Origin of the sequence: Actinomadura chokoriensis, from assembly GCF_041463665.1 — a bacterium.
Taxonomy (GTDB): Bacteria; Actinomycetota; Actinomycetes; order Streptosporangiales; family Streptosporangiaceae; genus Spirillospora; species Spirillospora chokoriensis_A.
This window is the reverse complement of sequence record NZ_JAXCEJ010000001.1, coordinates 550,794-576,110: the sequence shown is the minus strand read 5'-3', so window position 1 is coordinate 576,110 and position 25,317 is coordinate 550,794. Positions and strand designations below refer to the sequence as shown.

At 72.5% G+C, this 25,317-nt stretch carries 22 protein-coding genes and 1 tRNA gene; 14 read left to right on the top strand and 9 right to left on the bottom strand.

The annotated features are described in order from the left end of the window. Positions 1-27: 27 nt before the first annotated feature. From SM418_RS02765 to SM418_RS02755, 3 genes are all read left to right on the top strand, one after another. Positions 28-972 (top strand): NADP-dependent oxidoreductase, encoded by a 945-nt coding sequence (locus SM418_RS02765; protein WP_371938474.1) that lies wholly within the window; start codon positions 28-30, stop codon positions 970-972. 51 nt (positions 973-1,023) lie between these two features. Continuing rightward, complete coding sequence (locus tag SM418_RS02760; protein WP_371938475.1) at positions 1,024-1,263, top strand: hypothetical protein; 240 nt, start codon at positions 1,024-1,026, stop codon at positions 1,261-1,263. Positions 1,264-1,353: 90 nt separating this feature from the next. Next, complete coding sequence (locus SM418_RS02755; protein WP_371938476.1) at positions 1,354-1,710, top strand: tetratricopeptide repeat protein; 357 nt, start codon at positions 1,354-1,356, stop codon at positions 1,708-1,710. Between the two features lie 40 nt (positions 1,711-1,750). On the opposite strand, the gene SM418_RS02750 is transcribed toward SM418_RS02755, so the two are convergent. After that, complete coding sequence (locus tag SM418_RS02750) at positions 1,751-3,121, bottom strand: sensor histidine kinase (RefSeq protein ID WP_371938477.1); 1,371 nt, start codon at positions 3,119-3,121, stop codon at positions 1,751-1,753. A gap of 289 nt (positions 3,122-3,410) precedes the next feature. Between SM418_RS02750 and eno the strand changes: the two genes are divergently transcribed. The 4 genes from eno (at position 3,411) to SM418_RS02730 (ending at position 6,764) form a co-directional block, all read left to right on the top strand. After that, complete coding sequence (gene eno / locus SM418_RS02745) at positions 3,411-4,694, top strand: phosphopyruvate hydratase (RefSeq protein WP_371938478.1); 1,284 nt, start codon at positions 3,411-3,413, stop codon at positions 4,692-4,694. 77 nt (positions 4,695-4,771) lie between these two features. Next, a complete protein-coding gene (locus SM418_RS02740) occupies positions 4,772-5,254 on the top strand; it encodes an FtsB family cell division protein (protein WP_371938479.1) in 483 nt (160 codons plus the stop codon). A 17-nt stretch (positions 5,255-5,271) separates the two neighbouring features. Continuing rightward, the gene (locus SM418_RS02735) at positions 5,272-5,820 is read left to right on the top strand and encodes a DUF501 domain-containing protein (RefSeq protein ID WP_371938480.1); all 549 of its coding nucleotides are present in this window, start codon (positions 5,272-5,274) and stop codon (positions 5,818-5,820) included. Then, positions 5,817-6,764 (top strand): Ppx/GppA phosphatase family protein, encoded by a 948-nt coding sequence (locus tag SM418_RS02730; RefSeq protein ID WP_371938481.1) that lies wholly within the window; start codon positions 5,817-5,819, stop codon positions 6,762-6,764. Before SM418_RS02735 ends, SM418_RS02730 begins: the two co-directional genes overlap by 4 nt. 28 nt (positions 6,765-6,792) lie before the next feature. On the opposite strand, the gene SM418_RS02725 is transcribed toward SM418_RS02730, so the two are convergent. After that, the gene (locus SM418_RS02725) at positions 6,793-7,593 is read right to left on the bottom strand and encodes a DUF2510 domain-containing protein (protein WP_371938482.1); all 801 of its coding nucleotides are present in this window, start codon (positions 7,591-7,593) and stop codon (positions 6,793-6,795) included. A 140-nt stretch (positions 7,594-7,733) separates the two neighbouring features. Here SM418_RS02725 and SM418_RS02720 point away from each other — a divergent pair, with 140 nt between their 5' ends. The 4 genes from SM418_RS02720 (at position 7,734) to SM418_RS02705 (ending at position 11,529) form a co-directional block, all read left to right on the top strand. Beyond that, positions 7,734-8,555: a uracil-DNA glycosylase gene (locus SM418_RS02720; RefSeq protein WP_371938483.1), complete on the top strand. Its 822-nt coding sequence runs from the start codon at positions 7,734-7,736 to the stop codon at positions 8,553-8,555. A gap of 407 nt (positions 8,556-8,962) precedes the next feature. Continuing rightward, the gene (locus SM418_RS02715) at positions 8,963-10,267 is read left to right on the top strand and encodes an NAD(P)/FAD-dependent oxidoreductase (protein ID WP_371939003.1); all 1,305 of its coding nucleotides are present in this window, start codon (positions 8,963-8,965) and stop codon (positions 10,265-10,267) included. A gap of 164 nt (positions 10,268-10,431) precedes the next feature. Next, positions 10,432-10,504, top strand: a tRNA-Leu gene (locus SM418_RS02710). 197 nt (positions 10,505-10,701) lie between these two features. Further along, positions 10,702-11,529 (top strand): Bax inhibitor-1/YccA family protein, encoded by an 828-nt coding sequence (locus SM418_RS02705; RefSeq protein WP_371938484.1) that lies wholly within the window; start codon positions 10,702-10,704, stop codon positions 11,527-11,529. Between the two features lie 202 nt (positions 11,530-11,731). Here the strand turns inward: SM418_RS02705 and SM418_RS02700 are convergent, their stop codons facing one another. From SM418_RS02700 to SM418_RS02690, 3 genes are all read right to left on the bottom strand, one after another. Continuing rightward, complete coding sequence (locus tag SM418_RS02700; protein ID WP_371938485.1) at positions 11,732-11,959, bottom strand: DUF4287 domain-containing protein; 228 nt, start codon at positions 11,957-11,959, stop codon at positions 11,732-11,734. A gap of 190 nt (positions 11,960-12,149) precedes the next feature. After that, the gene (locus SM418_RS02695; RefSeq protein WP_371938486.1) at positions 12,150-13,370 is read right to left on the bottom strand and encodes an acetyl-CoA C-acetyltransferase; all 1,221 of its coding nucleotides are present in this window, start codon (positions 13,368-13,370) and stop codon (positions 12,150-12,152) included. A 166-nt stretch (positions 13,371-13,536) separates the two neighbouring features. Further along, a complete protein-coding gene (locus SM418_RS02690) occupies positions 13,537-14,526 on the bottom strand; it encodes an SGNH/GDSL hydrolase family protein (RefSeq protein WP_371938487.1) in 990 nt (329 codons plus the stop codon). Positions 14,527-14,710: 184 nt separating this feature from the next. Between SM418_RS02690 and SM418_RS02685 the strand changes: the two genes are divergently transcribed. After that, the gene (locus tag SM418_RS02685) at positions 14,711-16,087 is read left to right on the top strand and encodes a cystathionine beta-synthase (protein ID WP_371938488.1); all 1,377 of its coding nucleotides are present in this window, start codon (positions 14,711-14,713) and stop codon (positions 16,085-16,087) included. 197 nt (positions 16,088-16,284) lie between these two features. Here SM418_RS02685 and SM418_RS02680 read toward each other — a convergent pair whose 3' ends face one another. Further along, on the bottom strand, positions 16,285-18,444 hold the full coding sequence (locus SM418_RS02680) for an MMPL family transporter (protein ID WP_371938489.1): 2,160 nt from the start codon (positions 18,442-18,444) through the stop codon (positions 16,285-16,287). 153 nt (positions 18,445-18,597) lie between these two features. Here SM418_RS02680 and SM418_RS02675 point away from each other — a divergent pair, with 153 nt between their 5' ends. Together SM418_RS02675 and SM418_RS02670 are read left to right on the top strand one after the other, a co-directional pair. Beyond that, positions 18,598-19,746: a cystathionine gamma-synthase gene (locus SM418_RS02675; protein WP_371938490.1), complete on the top strand. Its 1,149-nt coding sequence runs from the start codon at positions 18,598-18,600 to the stop codon at positions 19,744-19,746. A gap of 200 nt (positions 19,747-19,946) precedes the next feature. After that, complete coding sequence (locus SM418_RS02670) at positions 19,947-20,948, top strand: alpha/beta hydrolase (protein ID WP_371938491.1); 1,002 nt, start codon at positions 19,947-19,949, stop codon at positions 20,946-20,948. A 58-nt stretch (positions 20,949-21,006) separates the two neighbouring features. Here the strand turns inward: SM418_RS02670 and SM418_RS02665 are convergent, their stop codons facing one another. Genes SM418_RS02665 through SM418_RS02655 form a run of 3 tightly spaced genes read right to left on the bottom strand, consistent with a single transcriptional unit; the run spans position 21,007 to position 25,192 of the window. Continuing rightward, positions 21,007-21,558 (bottom strand): hypothetical protein, encoded by a 552-nt coding sequence (locus tag SM418_RS02665; protein ID WP_371938492.1) that lies wholly within the window; start codon positions 21,556-21,558, stop codon positions 21,007-21,009. Between the two features lie 60 nt (positions 21,559-21,618). Further along, positions 21,619-23,718, bottom strand: coding sequence for a vWA domain-containing protein (locus SM418_RS02660; RefSeq protein WP_371938493.1), 2,100 nt, complete (start codon positions 23,716-23,718; stop codon positions 21,619-21,621). 37 nt (positions 23,719-23,755) lie between these two features. Beyond that, a complete protein-coding gene (locus SM418_RS02655) occupies positions 23,756-25,192 on the bottom strand; it encodes a sigma 54-interacting transcriptional regulator (protein ID WP_371938494.1) in 1,437 nt (478 codons plus the stop codon). Positions 25,193-25,317: the final 125 nt, after the last annotated feature.

Below are 25,317 nucleotides of genomic sequence, written 5' to 3'. Positions count from 1 at the left end.
CGGGATCTGATCGGGGGGACGATCGTCATGCGAGCCATCGCCGTGTCCGAGTACGGCGCCACACCTGCGCCGATGAACCTGCCGCGCCCGGAGCCGGGGCCCGGCGAGATCCTGGTGCGGATGGTCGCGGCGGGCCTCAACCCGGTCGACTGGAAGATCGCCGACGGCATGCTCAAGGACTCCGTCGACGTGCCGTTCCCGCTGATCCTCGGCCAGGACGGCGCGGGCGTCGTGGACGCGGTCGGCGAGGGCGTGCGGCGCCTGCGGCAGGGCGAGCAGGTCTACGGGGCCTTCCTGGACGCCGCGCGCGGCCTCGGCAGCTACGCCGAGTACGCGATCGCCCGCGAGGACGGGCCGGTCGCGAAGATGCCGGAGGGGATGATCTACACGCAGGCGGCGGCGGTGCCGACCGCGAGCACGACCGCGCTCGCCGTGGTGGACGAGGCCGGCGTCGACAGCGGGCAGACCGTCCTCGTGGTGGGGGCGACCGGCGGCGTGGGGCAGAGCGTGGTGCAGCTCGCGTCCCGCGCGGGCGCGAAGGTCATCGCGACCGCCCGCGACGACATGGCCGGCACGATGCGCCGCCTCGGCGCTGACGTGACCGTCGACCATTCCAAGGGCGACCTCAACCAGCAGGTGCTCGCCGTCCACTCCGGCGGGATCGACGCCGTCCTCGACATGGTCAGCGACACGACCGCCGCCGAGCACATCGCGCAGCTGCTGCGTCCCGGCGGGAAGTACGTCAGCACCACCTGGGCGGTGAACCCCGACGCGATGGCCGCCAGGGAACTGCGCGGCATCAACTACCAGGGCAAGCCCTCGGCCGCGCTGCTGGAGCGGGTCTCCGACCTCATCGACGCGGGCGCGCTCCAGGTCCGGGTCGAGCGCGAGGTGCCGCTGGCCGAGGCGGCCGACGCGCTTGCCGACAACCGGGCGGGCGGTGCGCGCGGCAAGACCGTGCTCCGCATCTGACCGCCGCGATGTGAGGACGCGTCCGCCGCGGGCATGCACCGTGGGGATGCGATGGCGGTACCCCACCGGGAGGACGAGATGAACCAGCCCGAGGACGAGCGGCGCACCCGGCTCCGTGAGATCGACGAGTCCCTCGCCCGGCTCCGGGCCGACCTCCCCGCGCCGCCCGCCGACGCCGGTGACTTCGTCGACTCGGGGCAGTACCTCGCCCAGCGCGAGGAGCTGCAGGGCCAGATCGAACTCCTCGAAGCCGAACGCGAGCGCCTCCGCGACTCCCTCGGCCTGACCTGAACCGCGCTCGGGGAACGCTCGGGAAACGCTCGGGAACAAAGGCCGCCCCTCCCCGGTTGCGGGTTGCGTCAAGCAACTGAAGGGGGCGGGATGACCACGTACGAGGAGTTCGAGCGCGCGACGCTGTTCTTCGACGCCGGGGACTACTCCGGCGCGGCCCGCCTGCTCGCCCCGATCGCCGAGGACGACCCCGGCAACCGCGCCGTCGCCGAACTGCTCGGCCGCGCCTACTTCCACAGCGCGCAGCTCGGCCGCGCCGAGGCCGCCTTCCGCCGGCTCGTCGAGCTGGACCCCTGCAACGGCTGGGCCCACGAGGCGCTGGCCCGCACCCTGGAGCGGCGGGGCCGCGCGGACGAGGCGGGCGCGTTCCGCAAGCTCGCCAAGGCGATGGGCGTCGACCCCGCACCGGGCGTCGAGGTCTCCGTCACCGCCGCCGACCTGTACTGAGGCCGGCCTGTACTGACGCCGACTCGGGGCGACGCGCGCGTCAGGACATGGGGAGGCGGAGGACGAAGCGGGCGCCGCTGCGGCCGTCGATGCGGTCGGTGAGGATCAGCGACCCGCCGTGCGCCTCGGCGATGTCCCGGGAGATGGCGAGGCCGAGGCCGGTGCCGCCCGCGTCGCGGTGCCGGCCCTCGGCCAGCCGGGTGAACCGCTCGAACACCCGCTCGCGGTCCTCGGGCGCGATGCCCGGGCCGTCGTCGATCACCTCGACGACGGCGGTCGCGGGCGGTTCCGGGCGCACGATCATCGTCACCTCGCCGGCCGCGTGCCGGTCGGCGTTGTCGAGCAGGTTGGTCAGCAGCCGCGCCAGCTCCACGCGCCCGCCGCGCACCGTCACCGACCCCTCCGACAGGACGGTCACCTGGGTGCGGCGGGGCCGGCGGAGCACCTCCTCGTCCGCCAGCTCGGTGAGGTCCACCCACTCGTGCGGGAAGGTCCGTCCGGCCTCCAGCGTGGCCAGGGCGAGCAGGTCGTCCACCACCGCCGCCAGCCGCTCGGTGTTCTCCAGGACGGCCCGCAGCATGATCTGCACGTCCGTCTCGTCCGGCGCGGCCAGCGCCAGCTCCACCTCCATCCGCAGCGCGGTGAGCGGGCTGCGCAGCTCGTGCGACACGTCCGAGACGAACGCCCGCTGCCGCGCGACCGCCTCCTCCAGGCGGTCGAGGGTCGCGTTCACGCTCGCGGCGAGCAGTCCCACCTCGTCGCGGCGGCCCGGCGCCGGCACGCGCCGTTCCAGGTCCGTGGCGGTGATCTCGTCCAGCTCCCGGCGAATGGCGTCCACCGGCCGCAGCGCCCGGGTCGCCGACCGCCACGTCCCGTAGCCGACGAGGCCGGTGATGAAGGGGACGCCGAGCACGACCAGCAGCGCCCCCAGTGGATGCGGCAGCAGCCCGGGGGCGCGGGCCAGTGAGAAGACGTACTTCGTGGACGGCCCGTCGCCGACCTTGTACTCGACGACGATGTAGCACTTCCCGTCGGGCGCGTCGATGCCGCACTTGTGGCCGTCGATGCGGTCGGCGTCCGGCGCCGGCGGGGGGAAGTCCACCGGGGGGCGGCCCTGCATCCGCGGCGAGGCGCTGATCACCCGGTGCCGCGAGTCCGTCACCTGGAGCAGCTCTCCGTCCGCGGTCAGGATCGGGTTGGTGAGCCGCCCCTTGTTGACCGCCGTCACCACCTTCCGCCCGTCGCGGGCCAGGGTGCGCACGGTATCCTCGACCGCCTGCTCCCTGAAGAGCACCAGCAGCGCCGCGCACAGCGCGGTCGACAGCACCAGTGCGACCAGCGCGGCCGTCAGCGTCACCCGCATCCGGATCTCCGGATAACGCAGGACGGCCCGCCAGATCCAGTTGCTCAATCCCGTGGAGGGCCGGCGGAGCCGTATGCGTATGGCGACCTCCTGGGTATGTTCCTGCCGTTACCCGAGATTCCTGACCGGAACGGGGCAAACGCCACCGTCGCGGACGGGTAAAACCCGGTCATGCCCCGGCCGCGGACGGCCCGGCGGACGGCGCCCGTCCGCCGTCGCGGGCTCCGTCCGCAGCCGGCGAACGCCCGCGGACGGCGAGCCAGTTGGTCGGGCCGGGCGGCGCGCGGATAGGCTCGGTGGTCGCACCAGACCATCCGCATTTCTCAGGGGGTTCCCCGTGTCGTCGATCGAGGCCGTACTCGCCCGGGAGATCCTCGACTCCCGCGGCAATCCGACCGTCGAGGTCGAGGTCCTGCTCGCCGACGGGACCGAGGCGCACGCCGCCGTGCCGAGCGGCGCCTCCACCGGCCGGTTCGAGGCCGTCGAGCTGAGGGACGGCGGTGAGCGCTACGGCGGCAAGGGCGTCCGGGGCGCGGTCAAGGCCGTCAACGAGACCATCGACGAGAAGCTCGTCGGCTACCCGGCGTCCGATCAGCGGCTGATCGACCAGCTCCTCGTCGACCTGGACGGCACCCCGGGCAAGTCCGCGCTCGGCGCCAACGCGATCCTCGGCGTCAGCCTCGCCGTCGCCAAGGCCGCCGCCGACTCCGCGGGGCTGCCGCTGTTCCGCTACGTGGGCGGCCCGAACGCGCACCTGCTGCCCGTCCCGATGATGAACATCCTGAACGGCGGCGCGCACGCCGACACCAACGTCGACATCCAGGAGTTCATGATCGCGCCGATCGGCGCGGCCACCTTCGCCGAGGCGGTGCGCTGGGGCGCCGAGACCTACCACGCGCTGAAGTCGGTGCTGAAGTCCAAGGGCCTGAACACCGGCCTCGGCGACGAGGGCGGCTTCGCGCCCGAGCTGCCGAGCAACCGGGACGCGCTCGACCTGATCCTGGAGGCGATCCGCAAGGCGGGCTTCGCCCCCGGCCGCGACATCGCGCTCGCCCTGGACGTCGCCGCCACCGAGTTCCACGCCGACGGCCAGTACGCGTTCGAGGGCACCAAGCGGTCCGCCGACGACATGGCCGCCTACTACGGCGAGCTGCTCGGCAACTACCCCCTCGTCTCCATCGAGGACCCGCTCGACGAGGACGACTGGGCCGGCTGGGAGGGCCTGACCGCCGCGGTCGGCGACCGCGTCCAGCTCGTCGGCGACGACCTGTTCGTCACCAACCCCGAGCGGCTCGGCCGCGGCATCAAGGCCGGCGCCGCGAACGCGCTGCTGGTCAAGGTCAACCAGATCGGGACGCTCAGCGAGACCCTCGACGCCGTCTCCCTCGCGCAGACCAGCGGCTACAAGTGCATGATGAGCCACCGGTCCGGCGAGACCGAGGACACCACGATCGCCGACCTGGCCGTCGCGACCAACTGCGGCCAGATCAAGACCGGCGCCCCGGCCCGCAGCGACCGCGTCGCCAAGTACAACCAGCTGCTGCGCATCGAGGAGCTGCTGGACGACGCCGCGCGCTACGCGGGCGCGGCCGCGTTCCCGCGCTTCGACGCGCGGGGTTGAGCAGCGGCCGGTGACCCCGCGGCGCGGGCGCTTCCCGCCGCGGGGTCACGGGCGGCCGAGCCGGAGGCAGGGACACGATGGCGCAAGACGATGACCGGGCGGGCTCCGGAGCCGGGCACGACCCGGGCGACCACGACCCGGGCGACCACGACGCGGCCGATGGGCAGGGGGCCGCGGGCGGCCGCGGCAATCCGGCGCTGACCAGCCGCGCCGCCATCCTCGCGGTCGTGGTGTGCGCGATCGCGCTGAGTCTCGCCTACCCTGTCCGGGAGTACATCGCCCAGCGCAAGGAGATCGCCGACCTGCGGCACAAGGAGGCCCTCGCCCGCGCGCAGGTCGAGGAACTCGCCCGGCGCAAGCAACAACTGGGTGATAAGTCGTACATTGAGCGTGAGGCCACGCGGAGACTGCATTACTGTCGTCCTGACGTAAAGTGCTACATCGTGCTGGACGGCAGCGGGGGCGAGGGTCGCCAGACCCACCGGGGCGGACCGCCGAGCAGGCCGCCCTGGTACGAGACCCTGTGGCGGTCGGTGGAGGCCGCCGACCGGCCGCGCTGACTCGCGGGTGGGGACAGATGATCGAAGCAGGTGACACGGCCGCCGTCGCGGCCCAGCTCGGGCGCGAGCCGCGCGGGGTCCGCGCGGTGGCGAGCCGCTGCCCGTGCGGGCTGCCCGCGGTGATCGAGACCGCGCCGCGGCTCCCCGACGGGACGCCGTTTCCCACGCTGTTCTACCTGACGTGCCCGAAGGCCGCCTCGGCGATCGGGACGCTGGAGGGCAGCGGCGTCATGCGGGAGATGCAGGCGAGGCTCGCCGGCGACCCGTCCCTCCAGAAGGAGTACGCCGCCGCCCACGAGGACTACCTCCGCCGCCGGGACGACGCCGCCCGCGAGGACGGCATCGAGCCGCTGCCCCCCGGCATGCAGAGCGCGGGCGGCATGCCGGGCCGCGTCAAGTGCCTGCACGCCCTGATCGCGCACGAGCTGGCCGTGCCCGGCGTGAACCCGTTCGGCCGCGAGGCCCTGGAGGCGCTGCCCGAATGGTGGCGCTCGGGCCCCTGTGTCCAGCCGGAGGACGCCGAGCCCGGGTCGTGCGACCGGACCGAACCGGAGGAGGACGAGTGACGCGCGTCGCCGCTGTCGACTGCGGGACGAACTCGGTCCGCCTGCTGATCGCCGACATCGACCCCGGCGAGGGCGGCGGGCGGCTGACCGACGTCGAGCGCCGGATGGAGATCGTCCGGCTCGGCGAGGGCGTCGACGAGACCGGGCGGCTCTCGCCCGCCGCGCTGGAGCGGACCTTCACCGCGATGCGCGGCTACGCCGAGCTGATCGAGCGACACGGCGGCGGCGCCGGATACGGGCCGATCAAGACCCGGGTGGTGGCGACCAGCGCGACCCGCGACGCCGCGAACCGGGCCGACTTCGTCAGCGGCGTCGTCGACATCTTCGGCGTCGTCCCCGAGGTGGTCAGCGGGGACGAGGAGGCCGAGCTGTCCTTCCTCGGCGCCACCCGCGAGCTGGCGGAGCTGCGTCCCGCCCGCCCCTACCTGGTGGTCGACATCGGCGGTGGCTCCACCGAGTTCGTCCTCGGCAGCTCCGCGGCCGGCGCGTCCCGCTCGATCGACATCGGCTGCGTGCGGATGACCGAGCGGCACCTGAAGGACGATCCGCCCTCGCCCGAGCAGATCTCGAACGCCGTCGCCGACATCGACGCCGCGCTCGCCGCCGTCCGCGAGCGGGTCCCGGTGGACGAGGCGCGCACGCTCGTCGGCCTCGCCGGCTCGGTCACCACGGTCGCCGGGATCGCGCTCGACCTGCCGGAGTACGACGCGTCCCGCATCCACCTGTCGCGCATCACCGCGACCCAGGTGCACGAGGTGACGCGGCGGCTGCTGCACGCCACCCGCGCCGAGCGCGCCGGGATCGGCGTCATGCACCCCGGGCGCGTCGACGTGATCGGCGCGGGCGCGCTGATCCTGGACCGGATCATGCGGGAGTACGGGTTCGGCGCCGTCGTCGTCAGCGAGCACGACATCCTGGACGGCATCGCCTGGTCGCTGCTCTGACGCCCGCGCCGAGCCCCCGTGCGGCCGCTCAGCCGTTGAGCTGCGCCAGCAACGCCGGGATCAGCACCGCGTTCGGGTTCTGCTGCGGGACGTAGAGGATCGGCGAGCTGCTGCTGGCCTGCCGGATCCAGACCCGGCCCCGGTCGACGACCGCGCCGGAGATCGACGACCAGCTCAGCGACACCCGGTTGCCGCGCACCCCGCCCGGATGGACGGTCAGCCCCTGCGCGACGTCGACGGAGTCGCCGGCCCGGACGCGGCCGGCGAGCTCGGCGACCAGCCGCTGCTCGGCGTGCTCCTGGCAGAGCTGGATCAGCCGGCCCCAGACGTGCTCGGGCTCGCCGTCCCGGCCCGGGACGGCGTCCGGCTCGACCACCACCTCGACGCGCGGGCCGCCGCGGAACGGGAACCGGCCCGCCTGGAAGATCCACTGCGTGCCGGCCAGATGGCCGGATCCGGCCGGGCGCTCGGCCGCCCAGTACGCCACCCACTCCACCCGCGGCCAGGTGAGCGACGCGTTCCCGTAGGCGACGCCCTGTTCGTCGGCGTACAGGTGCAGGCCGCGCACTTTCACGTCCAGGCCCTGGAAGGACGGGGCGTGGTCCCAGCTCGCCTGCTGCGGGTGCTGGGTGTGCTGCGGGTGCTGGGCGTGCTGCGCGGCGTAGGGGGTTCCGGCGTCCTCGCGGGCAGGGGGCCGTTCCCGCCGCGCCGGGCGCGGCCGCGGCGGCCGGTCCGACTCGGGGTTGAGGCGCTCGGTCCAGGTCCGGCCGTCCCACCAGCGCAGGCCGCCGGTGCCGTAGGGGTCGGGGTACCAGCCCGGTTGCGACACTCGTGCCTCCCGCTTCGCGCAATGGCAGCGCCGGACACCCGTCTCCCCGACCGGCGAACGCATCGTACCGATCGCGCCGGGTTCCGCACCCGCCATGGGCGGAACCCGGTCACGGCCCGTGGCGTGGGACGATCGATGGTATGCAGGCCGCCAACGCCCCCTTCGTGCCGCCCGGCTCGGGCTGGCCGGAGGATCCCGCGACACCGGACACGCCCGTCGCGCACGGCACCGGCGAGGTCGTCGAGTTGGCCGCGGGGGCGTCCGGCCTGGACGAGCTGTGCGCCCGCCAGTCGGTGTGCCGCGCGTGCGACCGGCTGGTGGCGTGGCGGGAGAAGGTCGCCGTCCAGCGCCGCCGCGCGTTCGCGGACGAGGAGTACTGGGGCCGTCCCGTCGCCGGCTGGGGCGACCCGGAGCCGCGCGTCCTGATCGTCGGGCTGGCCCCGGCGGCGCACGGCGGCAACCGCACCGGGCGCATCTTCACCGGCGACCGGTCGGGCGACTGGCTGTTCGCGTCCCTGTACCGGGTGGGGCTGGCGTCGCGGCCGACCAGCGTCCACGCGGGCGACGGGCAGCGGCTCATCGGGGCGCGGGTGGCGGCGACCGTCCGTTGCGCGCCGCCTGACAACAAGCCGACGCCGCTGGAGCGCACGACCTGCCTGCCGTGGCTGGCCCGCGAGGTCGAGATGGTCGCGGCGAGCGTCCGCTGTGTCGTGTGCCTCGGCGGTTTCGCCTGGCAGGGCGTGTGGCCGGCGCTCCAGCAGGCCGGTTACGGGGTGCCGCGGCCGAGGCCGAAGTTCGGCCACGGCGCGGAGGCGGAGCTGGTGCCGCCGCCTTCGGTGGCGCGGCGCGATCCCGTGCTGCTGCTGGGCTGCTACCACCCGAGCCAGCAGAACACGTTCACCGGCCGGGTCACCGAGGAGATGCTGGACGCGGTGCTCGCCCGCGCCCGCGATTACCGCTAGCGAGGCTCCGGGTTCACGGCGCGAATGCCACGGCGCGAATGCCACGGAGCGAGTGACACCGGGCGAATGACACCGGGCGGATGACACCGCGCGAATGCCACGGAGCGAATGACAGTGACGGCGGGGGCAGGGCCTTGGCCAAGCGGCCGGGGCGTGTGACCGGCCCCTGTTCCGGTCGGCCGCCCTCGGCCGCTTGGCGCCCCCGTCGGGCCCTGGCCCCGCCGTCTTCTCTGGTGGTGCATCCGATGAGATGCCGGAAAGGGCCATTAAGTTCGCATGCCGGGCATGCGGGTATCGCTCCGAGCATGTCTTCTACATCGGTTCCGACGGATCCCCCGCCCGGCGCCTCGGCGCCGGGCGGGGGATCCGCGAAGCAGATCGTGATCGTCGGCGGGGGGTACGTCGGCATGTACACGGCCCTGCGCCTGCAGAAGAAGCTCCGCCGCGAGATGCGCCGCGGCGAGGTCGCGGTCACCGTCGTCGACCCCCAGTCCTACATGACCTACCAGCCGTTCCTTCCCGAGGCGGCGGCGGGGAACCTGGAGCCGCGGCACGTCGTCGCGCCGCTGCGCAAGGTCCTCGGACGCTGCCGGATCGTGAACGGATTCGTGACGCGGATCGACCACGCGACGAAGCGGCTCACCGTCCGCCCGGCCGGGGCGGGGACCGACGGCGCCGCCGAGCGCGAGTTCGGTTACGACATGCTCGTCGTCGCGGCCGGCTCCATCTCGCGCACGCTGCCCATCCCGGGGCTCGCCGAGTGCGGGATCGGCTTCAAGACCGTCGAAGAGGCGATCTTCCTGCGCAACCACGTCCTGCACCAGCTCGACATCGCCGCCGCGAACCCGGGCGACGAGCGGATCAGGAGGCGCGCCCTGACGTTCGTGTTCGTCGGGGCCGGGTTCGCGGGCGTCGAGGCCATGGCCGAGCTGGAGGACATGGCGCGGGACGCGTGCAGGTGGTACCCGACGATCGACGCGCGCGAGATGCGCTGGATGATGGTGGAGGCGACCGACCGGATCCTGCCCGAGGTGGGCCCGGAGATGGGCCGCTGGACCGCCGCCGCCCTGCGCGGCCGCGGCATCGAGGTGAAGCTGAAGACGCTGCTGAAGTCCGCCGAGAAACGGCACATCGTGCTGAGCGACGGTGACGAGTTCGAGGCCGGCACGCTCGTCTGGACCGCCGGCGTGAAACCCCATCCCGTCCTCCAGGCCAGCGATCTGCCGCTCGACGAGAAGGGACGGCTCAAGGCGACCGCCGAACTGACCGTCGAAGGGGTGGAGGACGCGTACACGGCGGGCGACAACGCCGCCGTCCCCGACCTCAGCGGCAAGGGCGAGTTCACCGCGCCCAACGCCCAGCACGCGGTCAGGCAGGCGCGGCGGCTCGGCGACAACATCGCGGCGGACGTGCGCGGCAAGCCGAGAAGGCCGTACAAGCACGCCTATGTCGGCTCGGTGGCGAGCCTCGGCCTGCACAAGGGCGTCGCGAATGTCTACGGGCTCCAGTTGCGCGGCCTGCCCGCCTGGTTCATGCACCGCACGTACCATCTGTCGCGGATGCCGACCGTCAACCGCAAGTTCCGAATCACCATGGATTGGACTCTCGCGTTCTTCTTCCGGCGGGAAATCGTCTCCCTGGCCGAGCTGGAACGGCCGCGCGAGGAATTCGAGCTCGCCGCGGGCAGGGCGACGGAGAACGTGACCGCGTGACCCTGTCCGCAGAGGCTGGATCCGGGCGGCTGGGCCCGGAGGGCCGAGCCGGGGGCGCTCGGCGCTTCTTGACTCCCGGAGTGAAACTGGCCGAACCCGGCCGCATTACCCAACCCCGTAAAAGGAAGCGCCGTCGTCAGCCCCTGACTCGATATGATGACGCCGCCCCTGTAGCCCAATGGCAGAGGCAGGCTCCCTAAAAGAGCCATTGTGTCGGTTCGAGTCCGACCAGGGGCACTCGAGATACGCCACTCGCCGATCTTCGATCGGTGTCGCGGTGGCCGCGCCGTGAGCCCGGGGGCCACCCCTGGCCCCCGGTGCGAGGGCATCGCCCTCGCGTGCGCGGCCGGGCCGGCTCGCGAGGGTCAGGGCTGATCAAGCGAGGGTTTCGCGCTTACACTGGGGGGCCACGTCGGCCGAAAGTGGAGACTCTGATGGAGAGTAGAAACCCCGCGTTCCGGGGGAACGCCTTCGATCAGCGGACCGGAGGTGCGGCCTACGGCGCGCCGGGCTACGGGACGCAGCAGTACGGGGAGCAGCAGTACGGGGCGCCGGGCTACCAGGCGCCCGGGTACGCGCCGCCGGCCACCCGGCCGATGACCATGGACGACGTCGTCGTCCGCGGATTCCTGACCCTGGTCACCCTGGTGATCACCGCGGCGCTCGCCTGGGTGCTGGTGCCCACCGAGATCGCCGTTCCCGTCCTCGTCGTCGCGCTGATCGCCGAGATCGGGATCTGGGCGTTCATCACGTTCGGCCGCAAGGCGAACGCGCCGATGGTGCTGGCCTTCGCGGCGGTCTACGGCGTCGCCGTCGGCATCGTCAGCCACGCCTACAACGACCTCTACCACGGCGTGGTGTTCCAGGCCGTGATCGGCACGGCGCTCGCGTTCGGCGCCACGCTCGCCGTCTACGCGCTGCGCATCGTCCGGGTGACGCCCAAGTTCGCCAAGTTCGTCATCGCCGCCGGCGCCGCGCTCATCGGGCTGATGATCGTCAACATGCTGGTGCACCTGTTCGGCGGCGACCAGGGCATCGGCATCCGCGACCCGGGCAGCCCGCTCGCCTACGTCTTCAGCGTCGTCGCGATCCTCGTCGGCTGCTTCTTCCTGTTGCTGGACTTCGACTCCGTCGAGCAGGGCGTCCGGCAGGGGGCGCCGGAGAAGTTCGCGTGGTACTGCGCGTTCGGGCTGGTGCTGAGCCTGGTGTGGATCTACCTGGAGATCCTGCGGCTGCTCAGCTACTTCAGCGGACGCGACTAGCCGCCTCAGCGGCCCCGACCAGGCCGCCGCAGTGATCAGCCCCGCGCCGGACGGTGCGGGGCTGATCCATGTGGGATCTCCGCGCCAGGGTCGTGGCGACACGGCGGCACGACGGCGGGGGCATCCGCTGGCGGGATCCCACCGGGTCCGTACGGAGCCGGGGACGGCCCTCAGTAGGGGTGTGCCTCGGTGGCGGCGTGCCTCAGTAGTGGCGTGCGCGGCGCGCGCGCTCGTGCTCGCGCACCAGCGCCGAGGCGTAGCCGTGCGAGAGGTTGTGCTCGTCGGCGAGCCACGAGCTGCGTTCCTCGCAGCGGGTGAACGAGGGGCCGTTCTCGATCGTGGTGAACCACTCGGGGATGTCACGTCCTGTGACTTGCGGAATGCGGGCGATCAGCTTGGTGTGCGTCTCCGGCGAGTGGTTCAGTGACAATTGGCACCTCCAGGTCGCGGGGCTCTTCCTGCTGACTCTGCAACACCTCTCCGCATGTGACAAGACCCTAACGCGTACCTATCTTTTGCGTTAAGTAGATCATTCTTAGCGGGGATGCCCTCCGGAAAAGCGCAGGTGGCCCGCACGAAGGCGCCCGAGGGCGCTCTCGCACGGGCCACCGCCCGATCGGCTAGGAGAGGCGCTCCAGGATCATCGCCATGCCCTGGCCGCCCCCCACGCACATGGTCTCCAGACCGAACTGCTTGTCGTGGAACTTCAGCCCGTTGAGGAGCGTGGAGGTGATGCGGGCGCCGGTCATGCCGAACGGGTGGCCGACCGCGATCGCGCCGCCGTTCACGTTCAGCTTGTCGTGGTCGATGCCGAGGTCCTCGGCGGACGGCAGCACCTGCGCCGCGAACGCCTCGTTGATCTCGACGAGGTCGATGTCGTCGATCGTCATACCGGCCCGGGCCAGCGCGCGCCTCGACGCCTCGACCGGGCCGAGGCCCATGATCTCGGGGGACAGGCCGGTGACGCCGGTCGACACGATCCGGGCCAGCGGGGTGATGCCGAGCTCGGCGGCCTTGGTGTCGCTCATGACGACGACCGCGGCGGCGCCGTCGTTCAGCGGGCAGCAGTTGCCCGCGGTGACGGTCCCGTCCGGCCGGAACACCGGCTGTAGCTGCGACACCTTCTCGTAGGTGGTGCCGGGACGGGGGCCGTCGTCCTTGGCCGCGACGGAACCGTCCGGCAGCGTCACCGGGGTGATGTCCTTCTCCCAGAAGCCGTTGGCGAGCGCCTTCTCGGCGAGGTTCTGCGAGCGGACGCCGAACTCGTCCTGGGCCTGGCGGCTGACGCCGCGCAGCCCGGCGACGTTCTCGGCGGTCTGCCCCATCGCGATGTAGATGTCGGGAAGGGTGCCGTCCTCGCGCGGGTCGTGCCATACGGGCGCGCCGCCCTCGCCCGCCTTGGCGGTGCGGGACTGGGCGTCGGCGAACAGCGGGTTCTGCGTGTCGGGCAGGCCGTCGCTGCTGCCCTTGGCGAACCGGCTGACGGTCTCGACGCCGGCCGAGACGATCACGTCGGCCTCGCCGGCCCTGATCGCGTGCAGCGCCATCCGGGTCGTCTGGAGCGAGGACGAGCAGTACCGCGTGATGGTGGCTCCGGGCACGTTGTCCCAGCCCAGCAGGATGGACACGACGCGGGCCATGTTGTAGCCCTGCTCGCCGCCGGGCAGCCCGCAGCCGAGCAGCAGGTCGTCGATCTGGTCCGGGCCGAGCTGCGGGACCTTCGCCATCGCGGCGGTGATCATCTGCGCGGTGAGGTCGTCGGGCCGGATGTCCTTGAGCGAGCCCTTGAAGGCGCGGCCGATGGGCGAGCGCGCGGTCGCGACGATGACTGCCTCGGGCATAACGATTCTCCTGTTCAGCGGCCGAAAGGGTGTCAACTTACTCACCGGTCACCCGGCCAATGTAACCGCTGGTCGCCGCCCCGTGCACGGCGGCCCCCGGCTCAATCGACGGCGAGTCCAATAAGCGCTGACTTACTCGGGCCCGTCCCGGGTCCCGGGCCCGCGGTCACGCCGGGTCGGGGGCGGCCGGTGCGGGAGCGCCGTCCGCGGAGGCGACGTCGCGGCGGCGCAGGAGGGCGGCCCAGCGGCCCCGCGGGCCCTGCGTGCTGCCGTCCTTCGTGGCGCCGGCGACCTCGGTGCCGGCCTCCTCGGCGGCCTCGGCGGCGGCCATGGAGACGGGCAGGACGCTCCCGGCGAGGTCGTGCTCCAGGCCCAGCGCGGACGCCATCGCCGGCAGGACGGCGGCCGACGCGGCGGCGTAGCCGCGGGCGGACGGGTGGTAGCGGTCCTCGCTGAACATCGAGCGCGGGTCGGCGGCGAACTCGCGGCCGAGCAGGTCGCCGAGCGACACCGAGCGGGCGCCGCGCTCGACGGCGGCGATCGTCTGCGCGGCGGCGAGCTGCCGGCAGGCGCGGCGCGCGAACCACCGCAGCGGCGGCATCAGCGGCTTGACCGAGCCGAGGTCGGGGCAGGTGCCGATCACGACGTGGCTGCCCGCGGCGCGGAGCCGCTCCACCGCGTACCCGAGATGCCGGACGGACTCCGCGGGCGGCACCCGCCCGGTCACGTCGTTCGCGCCGATCATGATGACGGCCATGTCCGGACGCGTCTGCAGGGCCCGGTCCACCTGGCCGCCGAGCGCGTGCGAGCGGGAGCCGGGGCGGGCCACGTTCGTCACCCGGACCGGCCGGCCCGCGAGCGCCGAGAGCCCGACGGCGAGCAGCGCCGCGGGCGTCTCGTCCGGGACGTGCACGCCGAGGCCGGCGGCCGTGGAGTCGCCGAGCATGACGAGCGACAGCGGCGGGCCGTCCTGGCCCTCGCCGTACAGGCCGTCGGCCGCCGGCGGGTCGCCGTTCGGCGTCGCCAGGATGATCCTGCGGGCGAGCCTGGCCTCCATCACGAGCAGACCGAACGTGATCCCGCCGAGGGCGGTGATGCCCCCTCCGCCGTAGGCCGCGGCCGCCGCGATCCGCCGCGCGGTGAATGCTCTCAACATGCTGCCTAGACCCTCCGTGATTAAGTTCCTACCCGCCGCGAAGGGCGCCGATACCTGCGGAGGCCGATCTCGGCTACCGTCGATGCGGGAAACCTTCCGGAGCCGTGCCCGTTCCCGCGCGTAACCGGCGGCGGAAGAGGGACGCAACGCTCAGATCAACACACTGAACGACAAGGAAGTCGCGGTGCACGTACACGACTCGCTCGTCGAGCTGATGGGCAACACCCCTCTCGTTCGACTGCGCAAGGTGACCGAGGGCCTGCGGCCGCAGGTGCTCGCCAAGGTGGAGTACTTCAACCCCGGCGGGTCGGTGAAGGACCGGATCGCGGTCCGCATGATCGACGCGGCCGAGCGGTCCGGCGAGCTGCGGCCGGGCGGCACGATCGTGGAGCCGACGTCCGGGAACACCGGGGTGGGCCTCGCCATCGTCGCGCAGGAGCGCGGGTACCGCTGCGTCTTCGTCTGCCCCGACAAGGTCGGCAAGGACAAGATCGACGTGCTGCGCGCGTACGGCGCCGAGGTCGTCGTCTGCCCGACGGCGGTCAACCCCGAGCACCCCGACTCCTACTACTCGGTGTCGGACCGGCTCGCCGCCGAGATCCCCGGCGCGTGGAAGCCGAACCAGTACACCAACCCGCAGAACCCGCGGTCGCACTACGAGACGACCGGCCCGGAGCTGTGGGAGCAGACCGAGGGCCGCATCACCCATTTCGTCGCGGGCATCGGCACCGGTGGCACCATCAGCGGCACCGGCGCCTACCTCAAGGAGGTGTCCGGCGGCCGGGTGCAGATCATCGGCGCGGACCCGGAGGGCTCGGTGTACTCGGGCGGCTCGGGACGTCCCTACCTGACCGAGGGCGTCGGCGAGGACATCTGGCCCGAGACCTACGACCGCGACATCTGCGACGACGTCATCGCGGTGTCCGACAAGGACTCCTTCCTCATGACCCGGCGGCTCGCCCGCGAGGAGGCGCTGCTCGTCGGCGGGTCCTGCGGGATGGCCGTGGTCGCCGCGCTGCGCGTCGCCGAGCGGGCCGGGCCGGACGCGGTGATCGTGGTGCTGCTGCCGGACGGCGGCCGCGGCTACCTCGGCAAGATCTTCAACGACGGCTGGATGGCCGACTACGGCTTCCTCACCCCGAACACCGAGGAGGCGCGGGTCGGCGAGGTGCTCACCAGGAAGGGCGGCACGCTGCCGGAGTTCGTGCACGTCCACCCGCACGAGACCGTGCAGACCGCGATCTCCATCATGCGCGAGTACGACGTGTCGCAGGTCCCGGTGATGAAGGAGGAGCCGCCGGTCATGGCGGCCGAGGTGGTCGGCTCGGTCGGCGAGACCGACCTGCTCGACATCATGGTGAAGGGCGAGGCCAAGATGTCCGAGCCGGTCGAGCTGCACATGGCGCCGCCGCTGCCGACGCTCGGCTACGGCGAGCCGGTGAGCAAGGCCGTCGGCGTGCTGGAGAAGTCCGGCGCGGCGGTCGTCCTCGTGGACGGCAAGCCGAAGGGCCTCGTCACCCGCCAGGACCTCCTGGCCTTCCTGGCCGCGTCCACCACCTGACCCGGAACGGCGAGCGCCCGGAGATCGCGGTGATCTCCGGGCGCTCTCGCCTGTGTGGAGGGGACGACCTCCCACCCCTCCTGGAAAAGCGCACGATGCCCTCGCTGTGCTCGGGCACCGTGCTGTGCCGGGTTGCGGAGCGCCGGCCGTGGGCGGCGTTTCGGGCCGGGCTCCGCAACCCGACGGCTAGGGGGTCCCTACTGGCGGAACCCGGACGGGACGGCGTCCTCCCGCGTGTCGGACGGGGGGATCCGCTTCTTCGGCTCGTCGCCGTGCCCCGGCCACCAGGCCTTGTGGCCCAGCAGCGCGGTGATGCCCGGCACCAGGAACGTCGACATGACGAACGCCGACAGCGCGATGCCGATCGCGACGGAGAAGCCCATCTGCTTGAGCATCGAGACCGGCGCGAGCATCATCACCGAGAACGTGCCGGCCAGGATGAGGCCCGCCGCGGCGACGGTCGGGCCGCCGTGCTGGACGGCCAGCGCCGCGGCCTGGCGCGGCTCGTTGCCCTCCTTGGCCTCCTCGCGCAGCCGCGCGGTCATCAGGATGTTGTAGTCGGTCCCGATGGCCAGCACGAACAGGTAGAGGATGATCGGCAACTGGAAGGTGACGCCGGGATCGCCCATCGCGCCCTGGAAGACGTACACCGCGGAGCCGAGCGTCGCGGCGAAGCCCAGCAGGACGGCGATCACCAGGTAGATCGGGGCGACGATCGAGCGCAGCAGCAGGGCCAGGATCACCGCGATCAGCACCGCCGCCACCGGCAGGATCACCGACAGGTCGCGGTTGTTGACGGCGTTGATGTCGGCGAAGATCGCCGTCGCGCCGCCGACGTAGGCGTGGGTGCCCTCCGGGGCCGCCTTGTGCACGGCCGGCGTCAGCTCGTCCTTGACCAGGCTGATCGCCTCGTTGGACGCCGGGTTGGTCTTCAGCACCAGGTCGACCCGGGCCACGGACTTGTCCTGGCCGGGGACGGGCTGCTGCACCGCCCCGACGCCGGGCGCGCTCTTGGCGGTCTGGCTGAAGGACGAGAGCTGCTGCTCGGTGATCGGCTGCCCGCCGTCGGACTTGATGAACACCTGGACCGGGGTGGTCAGGCCGGGCGGGAAGCCCTTCTCCATGTCCTTGGTCGCCTTGGCCGACTCGGTGTCCTGCGGGAAGCCGGCGGCGAAGTCGTAGTCGGCCTTGAACCCGAGGGCACCGAGCGCCAGCACGACCAGCACGAGGCCGGACGCGGCGGCGGCGATGGCCGGGCGCTTGCCGACGCCCCGGCCGATGGCCGAGGAGACCGATCCCTTCGGCTGCTTCTTCCACGCCTTGGACGGCCAGAACACCGCGGTGCCGAGCAGCGACACGAGCGCCGGGAACAGGGTCAGCGAGGTGATGCCCATGACGACGACGGCGATGGCGAGGGACGGGCCCCAGGCGCTGAACACCCCGAACGTCGCGAGCAGCAGCACCAGGAACGTGACGGCGATGGCGGCCGCGGCCGAGGAGATGACCTCGCCGACCCGCTCCACCGCGGTGATCATCGCGGTCTTCTTGTCGTCGCCGGCGCGCAGCCGCTCCCGGAACCGGAACATCAGGAACAGGTAGTAGTCGGCGCCGATGCCGAAGAGCACGATCAGGATGATGGTGCTGAGACTGTCGTCACCGGAGAAGCCGAAGATCTTCGAGGCGACGCCGATCAGGCCCATCGCGACCTGCATCGTCACCATGATCACGACGATCGGCAGCACCGCCGCGAGCGGGGCCCGGAAGATCAGCAGGATCAGGCCGATGATCAGCACGAAGGTGGCGATGCCGACGATCTCGAAGGACTTGTTGAAGGAGTCCTCGTTGTCGACGAACCCGGCCACGTCACCGCCGACCTTGGCCTCCAGCCCGCTGCCCTGCAGCAGGCCGGGCAGGTCCTTGCGGATCTCCTTGACCGCGTCGCCCTGCTTCTCGTTGTCGGCCATCGAGGTGCCCTTCATCGGCACCATGATCACCTGGACGGCCTTGTTCGGGGCGACGGTCTGCGGCCCGGTCATGAAGTTCAGCACCGTCGGCGGCTTGTGGGCGCTCAGCGACTTGGCGGCCTCGGTCACCTTGGCGGTGTCCTGTGCGGTCAGCGGCTGCCCGTCGGTGCGCTTCACGACGATCAGCGAGGAGGTGTCCTCCTGCTGCGGGAACGCCTTCTCGGCGATGTTCATCGCCTGGACCGACTCGTATTTAGAGGGCAGGAAGTCGCCCTGGTCGGACTCGGTGGTGAGCTTGGGGGAGAAGGCGATGATCACGACCGCGGCGACGAGCCACGCCACGATCGTCCACCACGGATGTCTCACGACGAAGCGCGCGAGCCGAGCGAACATGGGGCTTCCTTAATCAAGGTCGTAGGGGTACGACTAAAACGGTAGAGATAGCGGAAGCCCTTGGGGTCACCCCCAGCGCTGAAATAAGGGGTGATACCTCCGGGGGAGTGCCTCCTCCTCTAGGAGGGGCGGCGGGTGGATAGCCTCGTACCCATGGACAACGAGGTTCAGCACGGGTTCGAGACCCTGGCCATTCACGCGGGGCAGGAGCCCGACCCCGCCACCGGCGCGGTCGTCACGCCGATCTACCAGGTCTCGACCTACAAGCAGGACGGGATCGGCGGGCTGCGCGGGGGCTACGAGTACTCTCGGTCGGCCAACCCGACACGTACCGCGCTGGAAGTATGCCTGGCCGAAACAGAGGGCGGCTCGCGCGGCCTGGCGTTCGCCTCGGGGCTCGCCGCGGAGGACGCGCTGCTCCGCGCCGTCTGCCGGCCGGGCGACCACGTGATCATCCCGAACGACGCCTACGGCGGCACCTACCGGCTGTTCGCGAAGGTCGCCGAGCCGTGGGGCGTCACGTTCGACCCGGTGCCGCTCGGCGACATCGCCGCCGTGCGGGCCGCGGTCCGTCCCGAGACGAAGATCATCTGGGTGGAGACGCCGACGAACCCGCTGCTCGGCATCGCCGACATCGCGGCGCTGGCGGCGGTCGCGCACGACGGGGGCGCGCTGCTCGCCGTCGACAACACCTTCGCCTCCCCGTACCTGCAGCGCCCGCTGGACCTCGGCGCGGACGCGGTCGTCCACTCCACCACCAAGTACATCGGCGGGCACTCCGACGTCGTCGGCGGCGCGCTCGTCGTGGCGGACCCGGCGCTCGGCGAGCGGCTCGCGTTCCACCAGAACGCGATGGGCGCCGTCGCCGGCCCGTTCGACTCCTGGCTCACCCTGCGCGGCATCAAGACGCTCGGCGTGCGGATGGACCGGCACTGCGCGAACGCCGAGCGGATCGTCGAGATGCTGACCCGGCACCCGGCCGTCCGGCAGGTCCTCTACCCGGGGCTGCCCGACCACCCCGGCCACGACGTCGCCGCCAAGCAGATGAAGGCGTTCGGCGGCATGGTCTCGTTCCGGATGGAGTCGGAGGAGGCCGCCGTCCGGGTGTGCGAGCGGACGAAGCTGTTCACGCTCGGCGAGTCGCTCGGCGGCGTCGAGTCGCTGATCGAGCACCCCGGCCGGATGACGCACGCCTCGGCCGCGGGATCGCCGCTGGAAGTGCCCGCCGACCTGGTCCGGCTGTCGGTCGGGATCGAGGACGTCCACGACCTGCGGCGCGATCTCGAACAGGCGTTGAGCTGAGAGTTGGCTGACCATTCCCGCCCACTCTTGATCAAAACATCTATACTCAGCGCGCCAGGTTCTTAAAGAAGGGGCCCCGGGTGCGCAAAGTATTGGTGTGTGGGGCGGCGTTCGCCGCGACGTGTGTCTCCGCCGTGGCGATCCCAGGGGGCGCCCATGCGAACGCCCCGGTGCCGACACCGTCCGCGACCGTCCCGTCGGTGACGCCGACGGGGGAGCCCGGGACCACCGGGCCCTCCGGGGGTCCCGAGACCCCGGGATCGGAGTCGCCGTCCGCGACCGTCCCCGGCAGCGGGCAGGGCGTCCCGGACGGCGAGCCCGGCGGCACCGTCACGGCGCAGGCCGTCATGGTCACGCCGGAGCTGCCGAAGTTCCGCACCTACGCCTACGGCAAGGCCGCCGCGCAGAAGATCGACGCGTACTGGCGCGACACCGGGCCCCGGGCCAGGCCGCGCCCTGTCGTGCTGATCCTGCACGGCGGCTACTGGCTGCAGGGCGACAAGGGCGGCGGCTGGAAGTACTTCGCGCGGCGGCTGACCGAGGAGGGGTTCGTCGTCATGTCGGCGAACTACCGGCTCGCGCCCAAGGCGCAGTGGCCCGCGCAGCGGGACGACTCGCTGTCCGCCCTCGCCTTCGTCAAGAAGTACGCCCGGGTGTGGAACGCCGACCCGTCGCGGGTCGCCGTGATCGGCTCGTCCGCCGGCGGGCAGCTCGGGACCCAGCTCGGCACGCTCGGCACCGGCACCCGGCAGGTCCGCGGCGTGGTCGCGCTGTCGCCGCCCAACGACCCCTATCTCGCCTACCAGGACGGCGCCAAGCCCGGCGCCACCCCCAGCCAGCGCAAGCTGCGCGAAGCCGTCGCCGGCCTCATGAACTGCGAGCCCGGCGCCCAGACCGGAACGGGGCCCGAGGCCGGGGCCGGCGCCGGTGAGGACTGCCAGTCGCGGCTGGACGACGCGAGCAGCATCACGCACGTCTCGCCCGGGGACGCGCCGATGCTGTTCATGCACGCCACGGGCGACTTCGTTCCGGTCGCCCAGAGCGTCGGGCTGGCGGGCGCGCTGCGCGCGGCGGGCGTCGACGCGACGGTCAAGACGGTCGAGGGCCGCCTGCACGCCGCGCAGCTACTGAACGACGAGAACACCTACCCGACGATCGTGAGCTGGCTCAAGAGCAAGCTGAAGCCGGGGGCGGGCGAGTAACCGGCGCCGGCCGGGCCGGGGCTTCCGGGCGGGCCCGGGTCGCCGGCCGGGAAGCGGCTCAGCCGTTCCAGACCATCAGCACCAGGATCACCAGCCAGATCAGCGCGACGACGCCGGAGATGGCGGCCACCCGGCCGCGCTCCACCTGCGCGATCTCGCCGCCCGCGGCGGTGGCGGGGGCGGTCGGCTCAGCGGCCTTCTCCCCGCCGTCCGCCGCCTCCCCGGTGTCCGGGCGGGCGGGGGCCGCCGCTCGGGCCTCCTCCGCAGCCGCGCGGGCGTCCTCCGCCGCCGCGAGCTCCAGCAGGTGGGCCGCCTTCCGCTGGTCGCGCTCGACGATCAGCAGGAGCACCAGCGCGACGACGAACAGCGTCATGGACACCGTCAGCCACACCTGCGCGAAGTCGCCCTCGGCGAGGCCCAGCCCGAACAGGAAGATGCCGAGCGCGGCGATGCCGTAGACCCGGGTGGTCCAGTTGAGGAAGCGGACCACGGTCACGTTCCGCTTGCGGATGTAGCGCGGGGTGGACATGGTCGCGGCGGTCAGCGGCCCGAGCGCGAAGATCGCGAAGCCGATGTGCAGGATCAGCAGGATGCGATCGGAAGTCGACATGCTGCGACCATAGCCCCCTCACACCCTTCTCCGGGGGCGCGCGGGACGCTCAGCGCGACGTCAGCCGCGCCGCACCCGCAGGTAGTCGCTGACGACGTACTCGCCGAGGCGGTCGGCGTCGGGCGCGAAGACCCGGCCGCCGTTGCGCCGCGCGACCTCCTCCACGAACGACACGAGCCGCCGGTCCTCGGCGAGCATGAAGAAGTTCATGCGGGCGTTGCGCCGCGTCATCTTGTCGACCTCGGCGAGGGTGAGGACGAGCGTGTCGGCGGACGGCGGGTAGTCGAACAGCGAGCGGCCGTCCGGACGCAGGTGCGCGGTCGGCTCGCCGTCGGTGACGACGAGGACGATCGGCTCGAAGTCGGGGTGCCGGTCCAGGTGCCGTCCCGCGATCATCAGGGCGTGGTGCAGGTTGGTGCCCTGCACCATGTCCCAGTCGAGGCCGGCCATCTCTTCGGGGTGCAGCACCCGCGCGTAGTTGGAGAACCCGATGATCTGGATCGTGTCCTGCGGGAACTTGCTGGTCACGAGCGTGTGCAGGGCGAGCGTCGTCTGCTTGGCGACCGCCCACGTCCCGCGCAGCACCATCGAGTAGGACAGGTCGACCAGCAGGCAGACCGCCGCGCCGGTGCGGCGCTCGGTCTCGTGCACCTCGAAGTCGTCGACGGCGAGCTTCACACCACCGGGCCGCCCACCGCCGGGCCTCTCACCTGCGGGCCGCACGCCGCCGGGCCGCTCACCCGCGGGCCGCGGCACGCCGGTGATCTCGGCGACGTCGGCGGTGGTCGGCTCGACGACCTTCGCGGCCGCCGGACGCGTCACCAGGCCCGCGCCGCCCTCCATGGCGCTGCGGCGGATCGCGTTGCTCACCGTCCGGACGACGTCCAGGGGCTGCTCGTCGCCGAACCGCCACTCCCGGCTGGCCCCGGTCAGCTCGCCCGCCTGGCCCGCGTCACGCTGGTCGTGGTCGCCCTGCCGGCCGGACGTGAGCTGGGAGAACACCCGGCGCAGCGCGGTCTCGCCGAGCCGCCGCACCGCCTTCGGGGTCAGCTCCAGCTTGCCGCGGTTGCGGCGCAAGTAGCCCTGGCGCTCCAGCTCCTTCTCGATGCGGCGCAGCGCGTCCAGGTCGTCGACGGCCTGCCGGCCGAGGGCCCGCCGGACGGCGTCCTCGTCGATGTCGTCGAGCCGCGCGCCGGGGTAGTCCTGCCCGAGCGCCGCCTCCAGCTCGCTGAGGTCGGCCAGCTCCGCCAGCGCGGTGGTGGCGTCGCCCATGCCGAGCGGGTCGTCGCCGGTCATCTGCTCGGGCTGCCCCCAGCCGAGGTCGGGGCGCCGGGCCCGCAGCGCGTCGCCGAGCCGCGTCATCTCCATGGCGAGGCCCGCGTCCTGCATGGCCTGCTCCATCAACCCGGCCAGCTCGGCGCGCTGCTCGGGGCTGAGCGAGGCGAGCAGCCGGTCCATCGCGGCGGCGCGGCGGGCCAGGGAGTCGACCAGTTCTTCGAGGTCGCGCGGGTCGTCGGGGAACATGTCCCCGTACTGCTCCATGAACCGGTCGAAGTCCTCCTGGGTGTGCTCGCCGCGGGCGTCGCGTTCCAGCATCCCGTTGAGCGCGGCCATCATGTCCTTGACCCGCTCCATGGCGGCCGGGTCCTGGTTCTCCAAGGCCTGCTTCATGCCCTGGAACTGCGCGTCGAGGACCTCGCGGCGCAGCAGGTCCTTCAGCTGCTCGAAGGTGCCGCGGGCCGCCTCGGACCGCCAGTCGTAGTCCGACAGCCGGCGGATCGCCTGCGAGGTGTCGGACGGCAGCGTGTCCAGCTCGGCCTCGCGCAGCCGGGCGTCGTCGCTCGGGTCGGGGAACAGCTCGGCCCGCTCCTGCCCGATCGCGGTGTCCAGCAGCGCGCGGGCCTGCTCCAGCGTGCCGTCGAGCCGGCCCCGGTCGCGCAGCGCGCGGCGCCGCTCGCGCACCTGGCGGAGCATGTCGTCGAGCCCGCGGCGGTCCCGCGCGCCCGGCAGGCCGCGCCGCAGCAGCTCGCGCAGCGCGTCGTCGGGGCGGGCGCCGTCCAGCACCGAGTCGCCCACCGCGTCGAGGGCGTCGCGGACGTCGTAGGGCGGGGCGAGCGGGTCGGGCCCGTCCTCGTAGGCCCCGTAGCGATATCGGCTCATCGAAGCTCCCTTCGCGTGGAGACCTCTGGTCCGGACATCACGTCCGGTAGGTGGCCGTCCCGTCGGAGCGGCCCTCGGCGACGTCCTTCGACAGGCGCCGGGTGAGGAACAGCCCTTCGAGGGCGAACTCCAGCGCGGCCGCGGCCTGGCCGGGGGACTCCCCGCTCAGCCCGAGCCGTTCCATGATCTTGGCGAGGCCGGGGACCTGGCCGACGCGGCGCAGCAGCTCGTTCGCCGGGACCAGCTCGCCCGACTCGACGCGCTCGCCGGAGTCGAACTTGTCGAGCAGCCCGGTCAGGTCGGCGGGGCCGAGCGTCCGCCGGTAGGTCTCGGCGATCGCACGGCGCAGCAGGTGCTCCAGCACCTCCTGCTCGCGGCCCTCCTCGCTGACCTCGAACTCGACCTTGCCCATCAGCGACGGCACGACCGAGGGCAGGTCGCAGACCCGCGCGACCGCGTGCTCCTCGCCGGTGAGCGCGGCGCGGCGCACCGCGCCCGCCGCGACGGTCTCCGCGCCCGCGAGCGCGAACCGCGCCGACACGCCGGACCGCGCGTCCACCGCCGTCGACTCCCGGACGAGCCGGGTGAACCGCCCGATGACCTCGATCAGGTGCTCGGGCACCTCGGCGGGCAGCCCGGCGAGGTCGGCGAAGTCGGACTCCTGCTTGATCAGCGCCAGCTCGGCGTCCAGTTCGAGGGGGTAGTGGGTGCGGATCTCGGCGCCGAAACGGTCCTTCAGCGGGGTGATGATGCGGCCGCGGTTGGTGTAGTCCTCGGGGTTGGCGGACGCGACGAGCAGCACGTCCAGCGGCAGCCGCAGCGCGTAGCCGCGGATCTGGACGTCCCGCTCCTCCAGCACGTTCAGCAGCGCGACCTGGATCCGCTCGGCGAGGTCGGGCAGCTCGTTGATGGAGAACACGCCCCGGTTGGTGCGCGGGACGAGCCCGAAGTGCACGGTCTCCGGGTCGCCGAGCGTGCGGCCCTCGGCCACCTTGATCGGGTCGACGTCGCCGATGAGGTCGCCGACGCTCGTGTCGGGGGTGGCGAGCTTCTCGCCGTACCGGTCGTCGCGGTGCAGCCACCCGACCGGGAGCTCGTCGCCGAGCTCGGCGGCGAGCCGGCGGCAGCGGACGCACACCGGCGCGTACGGATGGTCGTTGATCTCGCAGCCGGCCACCACCGGGGTCCACTCGTCCAGCAGCCCGCCCAGGGTGCGGATGAGCCGCGTCTTGCCCTGGCCGCGCTCGCCCAGCAGCACCATGTCGTGCCCGGCGAGCAGGGCGCGCTCCAGATGCGGGAGGACGGTGTCGTCGAACCCGACGATGCCGGGGAAGCGCGGCTCGCCGGATCGCAGCCGGTCGAGCAGGTTGCGGCGGATCTCGGCCTTCACGGAGAGCTGGACGTGGCCGCTGGTGCGCAGCTCGCCCAGTGTTGTCCCGGAGGGAGTCGTTTCACGGGGTGTGGATGGACGCACGAGATCGACACTACGTCGCGGTCGCGCGGAATCGCACCCTCCCCCCGAGGATTCGTCCGGGCCCGGAATTTCGTCCCACCGTGCCCGGCCCGCCAGTGTTTGGGTGGATGGCGCGCCGCGGGGGA